Source organism: Ruegeria sp. BHSA191 (genome assembly GCF_059613325.1).
Genome location: NZ_JBXWSH010000020.1, coordinates 1 through 15,487 on the forward strand (window position 1 = coordinate 1; position 15,487 = coordinate 15,487).

Annotated in this window: 15 protein-coding genes and 1 pseudogene; 5 read left to right on the forward strand and 11 right to left on the reverse strand. The window is 63.2% G+C overall.

The window, feature by feature from the left end:
* The 8 genes and pseudogenes from AC2FNS_RS16120 to hslO all read right to left on the reverse strand — a co-directional run.
* A pseudogene (locus tag AC2FNS_RS16120) lies at positions 1 to 223 on the reverse strand (L,D-transpeptidase family protein); the annotation flags it as partial.
* Between the two features lie 56 nt (positions 224 to 279).
* Positions 280 to 1,065, reverse strand: coding sequence for an ion transporter (locus tag AC2FNS_RS16125; protein WP_496681584.1), 786 nt, complete (start codon positions 1,063 to 1,065; stop codon positions 280 to 282).
* 20 nt (positions 1,066 to 1,085) lie between these two features.
* A complete protein-coding gene (locus AC2FNS_RS16130) occupies positions 1,086 to 2,315 on the reverse strand; it encodes a class I SAM-dependent RNA methyltransferase (protein WP_496711010.1) in 1,230 nt (409 codons plus the stop codon).
* Between the two features lie 39 nt (positions 2,316 to 2,354).
* Positions 2,355 to 4,187 (reverse strand): ABC transporter ATP-binding protein, encoded by a 1,833-nt coding sequence (locus tag AC2FNS_RS16135; RefSeq protein ID WP_496797661.1) that lies wholly within the window; start codon positions 4,185 to 4,187, stop codon positions 2,355 to 2,357.
* The gene (locus AC2FNS_RS16140) at positions 4,184 to 6,034 is read right to left on the reverse strand and encodes an ABC transporter ATP-binding protein (protein WP_496803912.1); all 1,851 of its coding nucleotides are present in this window, start codon (positions 6,032 to 6,034) and stop codon (positions 4,184 to 4,186) included. Before AC2FNS_RS16140 ends, AC2FNS_RS16135 begins: the two co-directional genes overlap by 4 nt.
* Positions 6,035 to 6,225: 191 nt before the next feature.
* On the reverse strand, positions 6,226 to 7,380 hold the full coding sequence (locus tag AC2FNS_RS16145; protein ID WP_496711013.1) for a CCA tRNA nucleotidyltransferase: 1,155 nt from the start codon (positions 7,378 to 7,380) through the stop codon (positions 6,226 to 6,228).
* Entirely contained in the window at positions 7,377 to 7,976 is a 600-nt protein-coding gene (locus AC2FNS_RS16150) for a CoA pyrophosphatase (protein WP_496681590.1), read from the reverse strand. The genes AC2FNS_RS16145 and AC2FNS_RS16150 overlap by 4 nt, the downstream gene beginning before the upstream one ends.
* The gene (hslO, locus tag AC2FNS_RS16155) at positions 7,966 to 8,952 is read right to left on the reverse strand and encodes an Hsp33 family molecular chaperone HslO (protein ID WP_496681592.1); all 987 of its coding nucleotides are present in this window, start codon (positions 8,950 to 8,952) and stop codon (positions 7,966 to 7,968) included. Before hslO ends, AC2FNS_RS16150 begins: the two co-directional genes overlap by 11 nt.
* A 76-nt stretch (positions 8,953 to 9,028) precedes the next feature.
* Between hslO and AC2FNS_RS16160 the strand changes: the two genes are divergently transcribed.
* On the forward strand, positions 9,029 to 9,472 hold the full coding sequence (locus AC2FNS_RS16160) for an NUDIX hydrolase (protein WP_496711014.1): 444 nt from the start codon (positions 9,029 to 9,031) through the stop codon (positions 9,470 to 9,472).
* Here the strand turns inward: AC2FNS_RS16160 and AC2FNS_RS16165 are convergent.
* Entirely contained in the window at positions 9,469 to 10,734 is a 1,266-nt protein-coding gene (locus AC2FNS_RS16165; protein WP_496681649.1) for a PP2C family protein-serine/threonine phosphatase, read from the reverse strand. The two genes, AC2FNS_RS16160 and AC2FNS_RS16165, sit on opposite strands and share 4 nt — an antisense overlap.
* 163 nt (positions 10,735 to 10,897) lie before the next feature.
* On the opposite strand from AC2FNS_RS16165, the gene AC2FNS_RS16170 reads away from it, so the two are divergent.
* Positions 10,898 to 11,224, forward strand: a complete 327-nt coding sequence (locus AC2FNS_RS16170; protein ID WP_496687842.1) for an Hpt domain-containing protein — start codon at positions 10,898 to 10,900, stop codon at positions 11,222 to 11,224.
* Positions 11,225 to 11,228: 4 nt separating this feature from the next.
* Here AC2FNS_RS16170 and ilvA read toward each other — a convergent pair whose 3' ends face one another.
* Together ilvA and AC2FNS_RS16180 are read right to left on the reverse strand one after the other, a co-directional pair.
* A complete protein-coding gene (ilvA, locus tag AC2FNS_RS16175; protein WP_496711015.1) occupies positions 11,229 to 12,455 on the reverse strand; it encodes a threonine ammonia-lyase IlvA in 1,227 nt (408 codons plus the stop codon).
* A 59-nt stretch (positions 12,456 to 12,514) separates the two neighbouring features.
* Positions 12,515 to 13,282: a hypothetical protein gene (locus tag AC2FNS_RS16180; protein WP_496711016.1), complete on the reverse strand. Its 768-nt coding sequence runs from the start codon at positions 13,280 to 13,282 to the stop codon at positions 12,515 to 12,517.
* Between the two features lie 135 nt (positions 13,283 to 13,417).
* Between AC2FNS_RS16180 and AC2FNS_RS16185 the strand changes: the two genes are divergently transcribed.
* The 3 genes from AC2FNS_RS16185 (at position 13,418) to AC2FNS_RS16195 (ending at position 15,437) form a co-directional block, all read left to right on the forward strand.
* Positions 13,418 to 14,644 carry an argininosuccinate synthase gene (locus AC2FNS_RS16185; RefSeq protein WP_496711017.1) on the forward strand — a complete coding sequence of 409 codons (1,227 nt, stop codon included), beginning with the start codon at positions 13,418 to 13,420 and terminating at the stop codon, positions 14,642 to 14,644.
* A 32-nt stretch (positions 14,645 to 14,676) separates the two neighbouring features.
* Complete coding sequence (locus tag AC2FNS_RS16190; RefSeq protein WP_496711067.1) at positions 14,677 to 15,075, forward strand: DUF1810 domain-containing protein; 399 nt, start codon at positions 14,677 to 14,679, stop codon at positions 15,073 to 15,075.
* Positions 15,076 to 15,155: 80 nt separating this feature from the next.
* A complete protein-coding gene (locus AC2FNS_RS16195; protein WP_496681600.1) occupies positions 15,156 to 15,437 on the forward strand; it encodes an SCP2 sterol-binding domain-containing protein in 282 nt (93 codons plus the stop codon).
* The last annotated feature ends 50 nt before the right edge of the window (positions 15,438 to 15,487 follow it).

Here is a 15,487-nt window from a genome sequence, read left to right on the forward strand (position 1 = left end):
CTCCGCGCTTGACCTTTGTGCCGCTTGGAGCGAAGCCAAGCTCGACATCATACTCGCGCAAGATCTGCTCGTGATGCAGCAGGTACATCTTGCGCGCGCCCTTGTTCACAACGATGGATGTCACCTCGGGTCCGTTGTAGGTCAGAAATCGAGGGCCCCCACTTCCACAAGCCGAAAGGCTCAGTGTTGCCAGTGCACCCAATCCAAATGCTCGACGATCCATGATTTCACTGCCTGCTCGTTTTGCAGCATCATGCCAAAATCCAGCGGAAACGGAAATCACTTTTTGCTGTTCATATGTTCGGTCAGGCGGCGTTCGATCGAGTCCAGCCGCTCGAGCACCTCGTCCCGATAGGCATCGGTCCTGACGCCTTCCTCGGCGTGGTGGGCATCCTGCATCGAATTCACGATCAGACCGACCAGCAGGTTCACCACCGCGAAGGTTGTGACCATGATGAATGGCACGAAAAACAGCCAGGCATAGGGATAGACCTCCATCACCGGGCGCACGATGCCCATCGACCAGCTTTCCAGCGTCATGATCTGGAACAGGGTATAGGCTGAGCGGCCGAGGTCTCCGAACCAGTCGGGGAAGCTGTCGCCGAACAATTTGGTCGATATCACCGCGCCGATATAGAACAGGATCGCCATCAGCAGGAACACGCTGCCCATGCCCGGCAGCGCCTGGATGAACCCTTCGACCACCCGGCGCAGACGCGGCGCGACCGAGATCACCCGCAGCACCCGCAAGATCCGCAACGCGCGCAGAACCGAAATGCCGGCGCCGCCGGGGACTAGGGCGATGCCGACGATCACGAAATCGAAAATGTTCCAGCCATTGAGGAAAAACCGGCGCCCGTTGGCCACCAGTTTCATCGCGATCTCGGCCACGAAGATGGTCAGGCAGATGGTATCGAGCAGCACGATCACCGGCCCGAACTTCGCCATCAGCGTGTCCGAGGTTTCCATGCCCAGCAGAACCGCGTTCACCAGAATGACGCCGGTGATGAATTGCGCAAATCGCGGGTTTTCGACAAAGGCCTGCAGGCGCTGCCGGATCGTCATGCGAAGGGTCTCCTGTCGGGTCATGGGTTCTCTGCCAGTTTGAAGCTGCCCACCAGTTCGCTGTGGGATGACCATCGAAATTGGTCAACCACTTGGACCCATTCAAGGGCATAGCCCGCCTTAACCAGAATTTTTGCATCCCGCGCGAAGGTCACAGGGTTGCAGGACACATAGGCGATGACCGGACGGCGGGCCTGAGCCAGCTCGGCCACCTGGGCCTCGGCGCCGGCGCGTGGCGGGTCCAGAACCACGGCGTCGAAGCGGCGCAGCTCGTCCGGCATCAAGGGGCGGCGGAACAGGTCGCGCATCTCGGTCGTGACCTGTTTCAATCCCGTGGACTTGCGCCAGCCCTGGTCCAGCGCGCGGGTCATATCAGCCGCGCCTTCAACGGCATGAACCTCGGCCCGTTGCGCCAGCGGCAACGAGAACGTGCCGCAGCCCGCGAACAGATCAACCACACGCTTGGCTGGGCCAACAATCTCCAAAACTGCCAGTGTTAGAGCCTGTTCTCCATCTTTTGTAGCCTGGAGGAAAGCCCCCGGCGGCGGGACCACCGTGGCCGGACCAAAACGCTGTGCGGGTGGGTTGCGCATGGCGATCACCTCGCCATCCCAGGCCAGCCGCGCCAAACCGTGCTGCTCGGTCGCCTGCGCAAGCGCCAGTTCCAGCGGGCCGTCCAGAGGTTTGCCGCCCTGCACCGCCACGTCCAGCCCGGCTTCGGACAGGGTCAGGGTGACCGACAACACGCCCTTGCGGCTGCCGCCCAGTTCGGCCAGCGCCTTGGCCACGGGGATGGCGGCGGTCAGCGCAGGATCCAGCAGCTGGCAATCAGGAATCTCGGTGATCACGTCCGAGGCGCGGCCGTGGAACCCCGCCAGCGCGCCCTTCTTGGTGCGGCGCACCGCGATGGTGGCGCGGCGACGCGACTGCGGCGGCGACGTCAGGATCGGGCGCATCTCGGCCTGCAGCCCCTGAGCAGCCAGCGCGGTACGCACCACCTCGACCTTCCAATCTGCCACGAAGGCGTCCGAGGCGTGCTGCAACTGGCAGCCGCCGCAGCTTTTGTAGTGGCGGCACGGCGGTTTGACCCGATCATCCGACGGCGTCAGCACCTTGATATCGGTCAGCTCCGAGCCGTCCAGCAGGCCGCTGACCCGCTCGCCAGGCAGCGTTCGGGGGGCATAGACCGGGCCCTCGGCGATGCCGTCGCCCTGATGCCCGAGGCGGAGAATGGTGTATTCCTGCGTCATGGCCTGCCTGATAGCCGGGCTGATGCGCCAACAAAACCCTTATTCGGCGGCCTCGGTCTGGATGAACCCGCCCGACTGGCGGTGCCAGAACCGCGCATACAGCCCGCCCTGCGCCAGCAGGGTGTCATGCGGCCCGCTCTCCAAGATGCGCCCGTGATCCAGAACGATGATCCGGTCCATCTCGCTGAGGGTGGACAGGCGGTGGGCGATGGCCAGAACGGTTTTGCCCTCCATCACCCGGTGCAGCGCGGTCTGGATCGCGGCCTCGACCTCGGAGTCTAGCGCCGAGGTCGCCTCGTCCAGCACGAGGATCGGCGCGTCCTTGAGGATCGCGCGGGCCAGCGCGATGCGCTGCCGCTGGCCGCCGCTCAACTTGACGCCGCGCTCGCCCAGATGCGCGTCATATCCCTTGCGCCCCTGCCCGTCCTGCAGATCGAGGATAAAGTCATGCGCTTCGGCCTTTTGGGCCGCGGCGATCATCTGGTCCTCGGTGGCATCGGGTCGGCCGTACAGGATGTTGTCGCGGGCCGAGCGGTTGAACATCGCGGTTTCCTGCGTGACCATGCCGATCTGGCGGCGCAGGCTGTCCTGCGTGACGCGGGCGATGTCCTGCCCGTCGATCAATATCTGGCCATTTTCCCTGTCGTAGAGCCTGAGAAGCAGCGAAACCAGGGTGGATTTGCCCGCCCCCGAGGCGCCGACGATCCCCAGCTTCTCCCCCGGCTGCACCTTTAGCGTCAGGTCCGAGACCCCGCCCACGTCGCGACCATAGGCAAAGCTGACATCGCGGAACTCGATCCGGCCCTCGGGCACTGCCAGCTCGGTGGCGTCCGGCGCATCCTCGACCCGGTCGGGCCGCGCCAGGGTTTTCATGCCGTTCTCGATCTCGCCCACATGGGCGTAGATCCCCATCAGGGTGAAGCTGACCCAGCCCGTCATCTGTGCGATGCGGATCGAGATGGCGCCCGCCGCCACGATATCCCCGGTGGTCGCCGACCCCACCTGCCACAGCCACAAGGTGGCGCCCAAAAGCAGAACCGGCAGAAGCCCCGCCAAGGTCATCAAAATGAACCGGAAACTGGCCGACAGCTTGCCGAAGGCCAGCGACTTGTCGCGCAGCGCAACCATCGAGTCGCGGGCGGCCTGATCCTCGAACTCGGAATGGGCAAACAGCTTGACTGTCTTGATGTTGGTGATCGTGTCCACTACCTGCCCCGACACCATCGCCCGCGCCCCGGCCCGCGCGGCCGAGCGTGTGCGAATGCGCGGCAGGTACCAGCGCACCAGCAGGAAATACACCGCCAGCCAAGCCACGAAGGGCAGCATGACCAAGGGGTGAATAGACCCTAACAAAAGCAAAGATCCGACAAGCGAGGCGAGGGCAAAGACGATGGCGCTGACGGTCTCCGATACGACCGATGTCAGCGCATTGGCCGTCTGCATCTGTTTCTGCGCGATGCGGCCGGCAAAATCGTCGTCGAAATAGGCGACCGACTGGCCCAGCGTCCAACGGTTCAGCTTTGCCAGCACCAGCGGCGGGATGTTGGGCATGACGATATAGTTGTTCGACACCGAGGACAGCCCGAACAGCAGCGGTCGGATCAACATGAAGAACGCCACAGCCCCCAGGATCATCCACAGGTTTCGCGGTGTCAGAAAGTTTTCGGGCCCACTGGCAGTCGCCATGTCGATCACCCAGCCCAGAATCCAGGCGGTTCCGGCCTCCATTGCACCTGCAAGGGCCGAAAACAGCGCAGCGGCGAACAACATGGGCCAGGCCCCTGTCAGGCACCAGCGAACGAACGCCCCCAGCCTTTGCGGCGGGGGCGTCTGGGTGGGTTCAAACGGTTTGATCAGGTCTGCGACCGTCATTCTGCTGCCTCGTCCGCGGCCCCGGGGTTCATGAAGCCGCCAGATTGGCGCGCCCAGAACTGGGCGTAAAGACCGCCCTGCTCCAAAAGATCGGCATGGGTGCCTTCCTCGACGATCCGGCCTCCGTCCATCACCAGGATCCGGTCCATCTGGGCGATGGTGCTGAGCCGGTGCGCGATGGCGATCACGGTCTTGCCCTGCATCATGCCGTACAGCGTCTCCTGGATTGCGGCTTCGACCTCGGAATCTAGGGCGGATGTGGCCTCGTCCAACAACAAGATCGGCGCGTCCTTCAGGATCACCCGCGCCAGCGTCACCCGCTGCCGCTGCCCGCCGCTCAGCTTGACGCCGCGCTCGCCCACATGGGCGTCATAGCCGGTGCGGCCCTGCGGGTCCTGCAGATCGAGGATGAAGTCATGCGCCTCGGCCTGTTTGGCGGCGGCGATCATCTGGTCTTCGGTGGCATCGGGCCGGCCATACAGGATGTTGTCGCGCACCGAGCGGTGCAGCAGCGCACTGTCCTGCTGAACCATGCCGATATTGCGGCGCAGGCTGTCCTGGGTGACGGTGCGGATGTCCTGCCCGTCGATCAGGATCGCGCCGCTTTCCACGTCGTAGAACCGCAGTAACAGCTTGACCAAGGTCGACTTCCCGGCCCCCGACCGCCCGATCAAGCCGACCTTTTCGCCCGGCTGGATGGTCAGATTGACATGATCCAGCCCGCCGGTCTCGCGGCCATAGTGGTGCGACAGGTCGCGGATCTCGATCCGGCCATCGGTCAGTTGCAGCGGCTTGGCGCCCGGCGCATCCAGCAGGTCGACGGGCTGGGCGATGGTCTCCATCCCCTCGGCCACGACGCCCAGCTGGCGGAAGAAGCTGGTCAATGCCCACATGATCCAGCCGGTCATGGCATTCAGCCGCAGCGTCAGCGCAGTGGCCGCCGCCACCACCCCGACCGAGGCGCTGCCTTGCATCCAGAGGTAAATGGCCCAGCCGACCACACCGATGATCAGCACGCCGTTCAGCGCTACCAGAACGGCATCCATGATGGTGAAGATGCGCATTTCGATCTGGAAGGTGCGCCGGGTTTCTTCGATCGCTTCACGCGCGTAGTCGAGCTCCTGCTGGGCATGGGCGAACATTTTCACCGAATGGATGTTGGAATAGCTGTCCACTACCCGGCCCGTCACCGTGGACCGCGCATCGGACGCGGCCTGCGAGGCCGGTCCCACCCGCTGAACCGTCCAGCGCACCAGCAGCGCATAGAGCGCGAACCAGATCAGCAGCGGCAGCAGCAGGCGTGGATCGGCGGCCATCAGCAGGATCGCCGCGCCGATCAGATAGGCCAGCGAGAACGAAATCGCATCGAACACTTGAAACACCACCTCGCCCGCAGCGGGCGGGGTCTGCATGATGCGGTTGGCGATGCGCCCGGCAAAATCATTCTCGAACCAACCGACCGACTGGCGCAGAACGTGCTTGTGCGCCCGCCAGCGGATCAGTGTGCCAAAATTGGGCAGGATCGCGTTGTTCAGCAGCAATACGTCCAGCACATGCAGGATCGGGCGAAGGAACAGGATGAACAGCGCGACCAGAACCAGCTCGGTCCCGTGGGCCTGCCAGACCTCGGACGGCGAACCGCCCAGAAGGTCGACGACCCGGCCCATGTAATAGATCAGCCCGATCTCGACCGCGGCCACGATGATCGACATCAGCGCGGCCCAGAAGAAGACGCGCCGAAAAGGGCGGGAATAATCCAGCATGAAGGGCCACAGCCGTGTCGGCGGCGTGTCGACCTCTTCATAGGCAACAAAAGGGTCAACGAGGTTTTCGAAATAGCGAAACATGGAGGTGCTCCGATCGAGCAGGAAAATTGAAAATGCGAAAGCAGATGGCGCCAAAACACCACCCGTACGGGTCAGGTGTTTTGGCTTTAGCCGAACCAGATCCCGTAATACATTCGCAGTCCTCCATCCATGAGACAGGCGCACCCTAGCCGGAAACCCAAGGACTTGTCATCCCCTTTTGAGACTTCCCGTCAATCTTGCAGCAACGCGTCCCGGTCCAGTGTGAAATGCGAGTCGATCCAGCGGCTTTCCAGTTCGGCCAGTTTCGCGCCCAGCGCCGGGCCAGAGTAACGCCCGAGCAGATCGGCGGCCCTGACCGGGAAGGTCGCTGACGCCCCTTTTTCGACGGCCGCGCCAGTCTCAGCCGTCCAGGGTTGTTCCAGAAAGGCGAAGCGCAGCAGGGCCGCGTCCTGTCCGTCTGGTTGACCCAGCCGATATCCCAATTCGGCCGCCCCGGCACCGCCCTGCGCGCCGTCTCGGATCCGGGTCAGGCGGGCCAGTTGCGCCTTGCTGAGGCGCAGAGTCCCGGCAACCTCGGGCCCTGCGATGACCGCGAGACGGCGCAGCTCGTCGGGGGCAAGCCCGGCCTGCGATTCGAAATGGATCAGGATCGGCAGCGCCCGATCGTCGGCGCCGGGCAGCAGATGCGCCAGAACGCCGATGCTGCGCATGGCGGCCACCGATGGAGCCGGGTCGGGCGCGGCCAGAAGTTTCAGCATCTCGGCCCCGACCCGCTCGCGCGACAGCCGGTCGAGCCCGTCCAGATCGGCCGCAATCGCCGCCAGAGCATCCGGGTCCATCCCGGCCTGCGCGTCGCCATACCAGGAGTGGAACCGGAAATACCGCAACGAGCGCAGATAGTCCTCGCGGATGCGATCCCCGGCCGTGCCGATGAACCGCACGCGCCGCGCCTGCAGGTCAGGCAGGCCGCCCAGCGGGTCCAGAATGCTGCCGTCGGGGCGGGCATAGAGCGCGTTCATGGTGAAATCGCGACGGGCGGCGTCCTCTTCCACCTGGTCGGAAAAGGCAACGACCGCGCGCCGCCCGTCGGTTTCGACGTCGCGGCGAAAGGTGGTGATTTCATGCGGTATGCCGTCGCTGACCACGGTCACGGTGCCGTGATCAATCCCCGTCGGAATCGCCTTCAGCCCGGCCTTTTCGGCCAGATCCATCACCTGCTGCGGGCGGGCATCGGTGGCGATGTCGAGATCCGAGACCGGTGCCCCCAACAGCGCATTGCGCACACAGCCCCCCACGAACAACGCCTGCGCACCGCCCTCGGTCAGCGCTGCACACACGTTCTGTGTGGCCGGGTTCGTGATCCAGTCTTCGGTGATCCGCATCATTCGCTCATCCGTGCCGCCAACCCGCGCAACATGCGGGCCGTGGCGCCCCAGATGTAGTAGGGGCCATAGGGCACCGCGAAGAAATACCGTCGTGTTCCGCGCCAGATGCGCGATTCAACCACATAATTCGCAGGGTTCAGCACATGCGCAAGCGGAACCGAAAACACCTCGTCCACCTCGCCGGGTTCGGCCACCGGGTCAAAGCCGCGCTCCAGAACCGCCACCACCGGCGTCACGGCAAATGACGTGACGGTTTCATGCACCGGCAAGGTACCCAGAATGCGCGGCAGGTCCGGCGGCAGGCCGATCTCCTCCTGCGCCTCTCGCAGGGCCGTGGCGGTCACATCCGCATCGGTGTCGTCCTGCTTGCCGCCCGGAAAGGCGATCTGCCCCGGATGATGTTTCAGGGCCGAGGACCGCTTGGTCAGGATCAGGCGCGGATCGCCACGGACCAGGTCCACGGCGACCAGAACACCTGCCGGGCGCAGCTTGCGCCCCGCAGGCAGAACCGTGCCGGGATTGAGGTCGAAGTCGCTGGACCCATCACCCGGTCGGGCCAGCGCTTCGCTCAGACGCGGGATCAGGTCAGCCGTCATCCGGGTCTTCAGCCTCGAACCCGACCGATTTCGGATCCAGCACGTAATGCGCGCCGCAGAACTGGCAGTCGGCGGTGACGGTGCCTTCGTCGGTGGTCATCTTCTCGATGTCCTGGGCCGAGTAGATCGACAGACTTTGACGCACGCGATCCTCGGAGCAGGTGCAGCCGAACTGCACCGACTGGGCCTCGTACACGCGGGGCTGTTCCTCGTGGAACAGACGCACCAGCAGGTCGGTCGGCGCCACGGACGGCCCGATCATTTCCAGATCTTCGACCGTATCCAGCAGGATGTTCACGCGGTCCCAGTTTTCGCCTTCATTGCCATCCACCAGGTCCGACGCCGTCAAGATGTCGCCGGTACCGTCATTCGTGGCCACGAAGGGCGAGGCCTTGGGCATGTGCTGCAGCATGATGCCGCCTGCCCGCCAGCGTTCGCCGGCTCCGGGTTCGGTCGATTTTCCGAAACTCAGCGAGAACCGCGTCGGCAACTGCTCGGACTGCGCGAAATAAGACTCGGCGCAGGCCTTCAGCGATCCGCCGGTCAGCGGCGTGATCCCCTGATAGGGCTGCGTTCCCTTGCCTTGGTCGATGAGGATCGCGAAATACCCCTCGCCCACCTGATCGAACGGCGCGCCATCGGTCAGCCGGTCGCGGTCAAAGCTGGCATAGGCCCGGATCTGCGCGGGCTGGCCCTCTTCGCGCGGGGCATAGTAATCTGTGGCGATCATCCGCACCGGTCCGTTCGACTGCACCTGCAGCGACAGCTTCCAGCGCAGCGCGACGGTCTGGCCAATCAGCGCGGTCAGCAGGGCCATCTCGGCCACCAGCGCCTCGACCTGTTCGGGATAGTCGTGCTGTTTCAGGATGCCGTCCAGCACCCCGTCCAGCCGCGCCACACGGCCGCGCATATCCGAGACATCGAGTTGAAAGGGCAGGACGGTATCGTCCCACGCGATTTTCGTTCCAAAAGACATGGGGTTTCCTTAAACGCCACGGGTTGGCATACCGCCACCATATAGGTCGAAGATCCAGAGTTGAAAGGGCTCTTACATGATCAGGCGGTTCGGCGAAACCCCGGAACCGGGGCGCAGATATACTCGGCGCGTGGGAGTCTATGCGCTGCTGCCCCGGGGCGGCAGCCTGCTGCTGACCTGCCAGATCGAGCCCGGCCCCGACCTGCAGCTGCCCGGCGGCGGCATCGACCCGGGCGAATCCCCGGTCGCCGCCCTGCATCGCGAAGTGTTCGAGGAAACCGGCTGGTCGATTGCCTCCCCCCGCCGGGTCGGCGCGTTCCGGCGCTTTACCTACATGCCTGAATACGACCTGTGGGCCGAAAAGATCTGCCTGATCTATCGCGCCCGCCCGGTGCGGCGCCAGGGGCCGCCGACCGAAGCCTTTCACGAAGCGGTCTGGATGAACGCGGGCGATGCGGTCCAGATGCTGGGCAATGCCGGCGACCGCCATTTCGCCCGCTTGCACCTTTCGGAGCGCTAATTCCCGTTGAACTCGAAAAACACGGCCGAGACGTCATCATCCATCGTTTCGCCGGGCGGCATCGACTGGGTGAGCCGCCAGAACATGTCGTCCAGAAACTCGGGGCCGTTGTGCTGGGCCAGACAGTCCCCCGCCAGCCTGCACAGCCCATCTTCGTCAAGCAGCCCGCCATCGGCCACTCGGCATTCGGTGAACCCGTCGGAATACAACAGCAACCGGTCGCCCGGTTGCATGTAGAAGTCGATCTTTCGGAAGGTCGCCCCATCGATCAGGCCGATCGGCAGACCGCCGTCGCCCATGAACTGCATCGAACCATCTGCACGGATCAACAACGGGTGCGGGTGGCCGGCCTGAACCATCTTCACATGGCCATACCGAAGATCGACGATCGCATAGACCATCGTGAAATATTCCTCGATCCCGGTATCGGCCATCAGGCGGGCATTCAGCGTCTCGGCCACCTGTTCGGGGGGCAGCAGTGCATAGAACTTGTTGAACCGCTTCTCCATCGCCACGTTCTGGTCAAAATGCTGGCTGGTCAGGTACCCACCCAACCGCGCGGTCATCATGGCCGAGGTGATGCCGTGCCCGGACACGTCGATGCTGTAGAACCCGATCCGGTTCGCACCGGGCGAGAACATGCCCACGAGGTCGCCGCCGATATGACCGCAGGGCTTGAGCAACAGGCTGACGCGCGAGCGGCCAAACTCCCGGGTCAGCTCGGGCACCAGCGATTCCTGGATGCTGCGGGCCTGCATGAGATCCTTGTCGATCAAGTCATGTGCGGCGCGCAGTTCGGACAAGGCCTTTTCGATCAGCCGGTTCTTTTCCGACAATTCACGCTGCATGCCCAATATCCGCGCACCGGCCGAGATCCGCGCGCGCAGTTCGTCCGCCTCGAGCGGCTTGATGAGGAAATCATCCGCCCCCGCGTCCAGGCCGCGCGCCACCTCCTGCTTTTCGCTCTTGGACGTCAGAAGGATGAAGTAGGTGTACGCGTCTTTTTCCAGCTGTCGGAAGGCGCGGCAGAACTCCAGCCCGCCCATCCCCGGCATCACCCAGTCGCTGAGCACCAGATCGGGCAGACCTTGCCTGCACAGGTCGAGCGCCTCTTCACCGCTGTCCGCCTCGATGACGGTGAACCCCCATCTCTTGAGCGATGCCACGAGGATCCGGCGCTGAAGGCGGCTGTCATCCACCACCAGCACGTTCTGGATGGCACCAAAATCCAGATCAGACTTGATCTCTGGTTGGCTGGGCAATCGCACGCCGACCTCTGCACTTCCTATTCGGGGTGTAGAAACGCTAAGAGTCCAATCTTAACAACCGGTGAAAACCCGGCATCACCACACAGGGACCGACTTAACGTGCTCTTTACCCGATCCCGGTAGTCAGGTCACAAACGGGTCAATGCGGAGAACGGGCATGATAAACTGGCCCAGGGTGCGCCAATTGCGGGATGAGGTCGGGCCCGACGAGTTCGATGAGGTCGTTCACATCTTTCTGGACGAGGTGGGCGAGGTCATCGACCGCCTGCAGGCCGATACCGAACGGCGCGAGCTTGAGCAGAACCTGCATTTCCTGAAGGGCAGCGCACTGAGCCTCGGGTTCGAAACCTTCTCCAGACTGTGTCAGGACGGTGAGCGGCGGGCCGCCGCGGGCCAGGGCTCCGAGGTGGATCTGGACGCGCTCCTGGCCGCCTTCGACGAGTCGCGCAAGACGTTCCTGGCCGAACTGGCGCAGAGCCTGTGAGCGGTCAGATCACGAACTGGGCCAGTGTCTCGTCCTCGGTGATGTCGGTATAGACGAAACCGGCATCGTCCAGATGGGCGAACAGGCGCAGAAAGTTCTCGGGCTTGGCGGTTTCGATCCCGATCAGGACCGAGCCGAAATTGCGCGCCGATTTCTTCATGTATTCAAACCGGGCGATGTCATCTTCGGGGCCGAGGATGTTCAGAAATTCCTTCAGTGCTCCGGGGCGCTGCGGCAGGCGCAGGATGAAGTACTTCTTGACGCCCGAGTAGCGCTGCGCGCGTTCCTTGACTTCGGGAAGACGCTCGAAATCGAAATTCCCGCCCGAGGTGACGCAGACGACCGTCTTGCCGCGCACAAAGCTTTGGACATCGCCCACCGCCTCGATCGCAAGGGCGCCGGCGGGTTCCAGCACGATGCCTTCCACGTTCAGCATCTCGATCATAGTGGTGCAGATGCGGTCCTCGGGGAGAACGATCACGTCCGACAGGTGCCGGTCACGCAACAGCCGGAACGGCTTGTCGCCAATCCGGCCCACCGCCGCGCCGTCGACAAAATTGTCCACCTTGTCCAGCGCCACCGGATGGCCCGCCGCCAGCGCCGCGCGCAGACAGGCCCCGCCTGCGGGTTCGACAAACAGGCAGTGAGTGCGGTCGCCGAACCACGTCGCCACGCCCGAGGACATGCCGCCCCCGCCCACCGGCAGCACCACGTGATCGGGCAGGCCGCCCAGCTGCTCCTCGATTTCGACGGCCAATGAGGCCTGCCCCTCGATCACGTCGTCATCGTCGAAGGGCGACAGGAAATACCCACCCTGCTGCGCGCACCAGTCCTGAGCCGCGGCAAGCGTGTGGTCGAAATAGTCGCCGGTCAGGTGGATCTGGATGTTGTCGCCGCCGAACATCCGAGTTTTCTGGATCTTCTGCTGCGGCGTGGTGACCGGCATGAAGATGACGCCCCGCACATCCATGTGCTTGCACATGAACGCCACGCCCTGCGCGTGGTTGCCGGCGCTGGCGCAGACGAACAGGTCCTGCCCCTGCTGCTTGCGCATGGCATTGAACGCGCCGCGGATCTTGTAGGACCGCACCGGGCTGAGGTCTTCACGTTTCAGCCAGATGTCGGCGTCGTATTTCTTTGACAGATGAGTATTGCGCTGCAACGGGGTTGCAGGAAACACGGTGCGCATCGCCTGTTCGGCGGCGCGGGCGCGGGTCATGAAATCACTCATGCCGCATTCCCTGCCCCATCAGGCCGACAAGGGCAAGGAATACATCGGTGTACGGACGATCAGCCCAGTTCGCGTTTTTCGATGAACACGCCATACATCGTGGTCAGGATGCTGACACTGATCATCGGCAGGATCACCATGCCGAAGAACACGGCGATCAGAACCCCCAGAACCGGAATCATCGACAGAACGCCACCGGCCAGCTGCACCAGGAACTGGAACAGGATCGAAACCAGAACCAAAACGAGGATGGTGGCCCAAGTGCCTTGGGTGTTGCTCCACGCATCGCCCAGCGTGATCGGATGGCTGATGGCGGCCGCAGGCAGGATGATGGACAACCGATAGAAGCAGACGGTCAGGAACACGATGTAAAGGATCGTCAGAAAGATCGAAACCGCGATCGCGCCCTCGCCCAACATTCCGATCATCACAAGCATCGGCAGGTATCCGATCGCAAACAGGAGTATCAACATCAGCCCGCGCCCGAAATAGGCCAGGATGCGGTCGAACCGGAAGGTCGGCAGAAGCCCACTGGGATACTCCTCGAGCAGGATGAAGCGGTGCCACGCCACGGCGATCCAGCCCATGGTGACAAGCATCACGATCGCCAAAAGTATGATGAACAGGATGAATGATGCCGGATTCACCTCGGGCGGCAATCCTGTATCGCTGTCGTCAAAGGCTTCGACCGGAATGCCGGACACCAGAAACAGCCCGATGACTACGACGGTTCCGATCACGGCCGGACCAAGAACGATTTGCAGAACCTGCGGCAGATTGCCTAACACCATCCGCAGCGAATGGGCGAAAATCTTCCATCCAAGCATTCAAAAAACCCCTTTGACAATCTTTGATTGTCTCTGGTGTGCGCTTATTCGCAGCGCCCGGTCAACCCACTGCTTCTTGCCCCCACGTCGAAAACCCGCTAGGGGCCAATCGTCTTACGCATAAGGGGAAGTCAGATGTCCGCGCCCAAGAAAGTTGTTCTGGCCTATTCCGGTGGCCTTGATACCTCGATCATCCTGAAATGGCTGCAGACCGAGTACGGCTGTGAGGTTGTGACCTTCACCGCCGATCTGGGTCAGGGCGAAGAACTGGAGCCCGCCCGCCAGAAGGCCGAGCTGCTGGGAATCAAGCCTGAGAACATCTATATCGAGGACATCCGCGAGGAGTTCGTCCGCGATTTCGTCTTCCCGATGTTCCGCGCCAATGCGCAGTACGAGGGGCTTTATCTGCTGGGCACGTCCATCGCGCGGCCGCTGATCTCGAAACGCCTGATCGAGATCGCTAAGGAAACCGGCGCCGACGCGGTGGCCCATGGCGCGACCGGCAAGGGCAACGACCAGGTGCGGTTCGAACTGGCGGCCTATGCGCTAAACCCCGACATCAAGGTGATCGCGCCCTGGCGCGAGTGGGACTTGACCAGCCGCACCAAGCTGCTGGAATTTGCCGAGGCGCACCAGATCCCGATCGCCAAGGACAAGCGCGGCGAGGCCCCGTTCTCGGTGGACGCAAACCTGCTGCACACCTCGTCCGAGGGCAAGGTTCTGGAAGATCCCGCCGTTCAGGCGCCCGACTATGTCTATCAGCGCACCGTCCACCCCGAGGACGCACCGAGCGAGCCCGAATATATCGAGATCGGCTTTGAAAAAGGCGACCCGGTCAGCATCAATGGCGAGGCGATGAGCCCCGCCACCCTGCTAACCAAGCTGAACGAATACGGCGGCAAGCACGGCATCGGCCGTCTCGATCTGGTCGAGGGCCGGTTCGTGGGCATGAAATCGCGCGGCATCTATGAAACACCGGGCGGCACCATCCTGCTGGAAGCGCATCGCGGCATCGAATCCATCACCATGGATCGCGGCGCGATGCACCTGAAAGACCAACTGATGCCGCAATATGCCGAGCTGATCTACAACGGCTTCTGGTACAGCCCTGAGCGCGAGATGCTTCAGGCCGCCATCGACAAGAGCCAGGAACACGTCACCGGCACCGTTCGCGTGAAACTCTACAAGGGTCTGGCCTCGACCGTGGGCCGCTGGTCGGATCATTCGCTGTATTCCGAGGCGCATGTGACCTTCGAAGAAGACGCCGGCGCCTATGACCAGAAAGACGCCGCGGGCTTCATCCAGTTGAACGCCCTGCGGCTCAAACTGCTGGCGGCGCGCGACAAGCGGTTGTCCAAGTGACCGAGGATGACAGCATAAACGACGAACTGGAAATGTTCATCGAAGCGCAGGACACGGTCTGGTCCGATGTCCTGCGCGAACTGGAACAGGGGCGGAAGACCAGCCATTGGATGTGGTTCGTCTTTCCGCAACTGGCCGAGTTGGGGCAATCGCACATGGCGCAGCTCTACGGGATCGAGGATCTGGACGAGGCTGCGGCCTACCTGGCCCACCCCGAACTGCGCCGCCGCCTGACCGAGGTGGCCCGGCTGATGCTGACCCACGCCGGCAAGGACCCGGCCGAGATTCTGAGCAAGGTGGATGCCAAGAAGCTGCGGTCGTCCATGACCTTGTTCGCCACCGTGCCCGATGCGCCCCCCGAATTCCAGGCGGTTCTGGATGCGTTCTACGACGGTCATCCCTGCCCGCGCACGCAGCAGGCCCTGGGCTGAGCGGTTTCCCGTAAGGTCACGCTTGCCCCGGCCCCTGCCCTCTGTCACCCCGAACGCAAGTGCGAAAAAGGGAGGCAGGGATGCTGCAGGAGATCGCCGAGGGAATCCAGAAAGGGCTGGCCGACAAGCGCTTTGACGGCTCGTTGAAATTCGATTGCGGCGCCGATGGCGTGATCGTGCTGGCCGACAACACGGCCAGCACCCAGGACCGCGAGACCGATTGCACCATCCGCATCTCGCGCGAAAACCTGGGCAAACTGCTGACCGGCAAGCTGAACCCGATGACCGGGGTGATGATGGGCAAGCTCAAGATCTCGGGCGACATGGGCGTCGCGATGAAGCTGGGGCAGCTGCTGGGCTAGGCGATAAACTCGTCTCACCACCGCGTGACAAACGGTTTCAGCCGATTGTC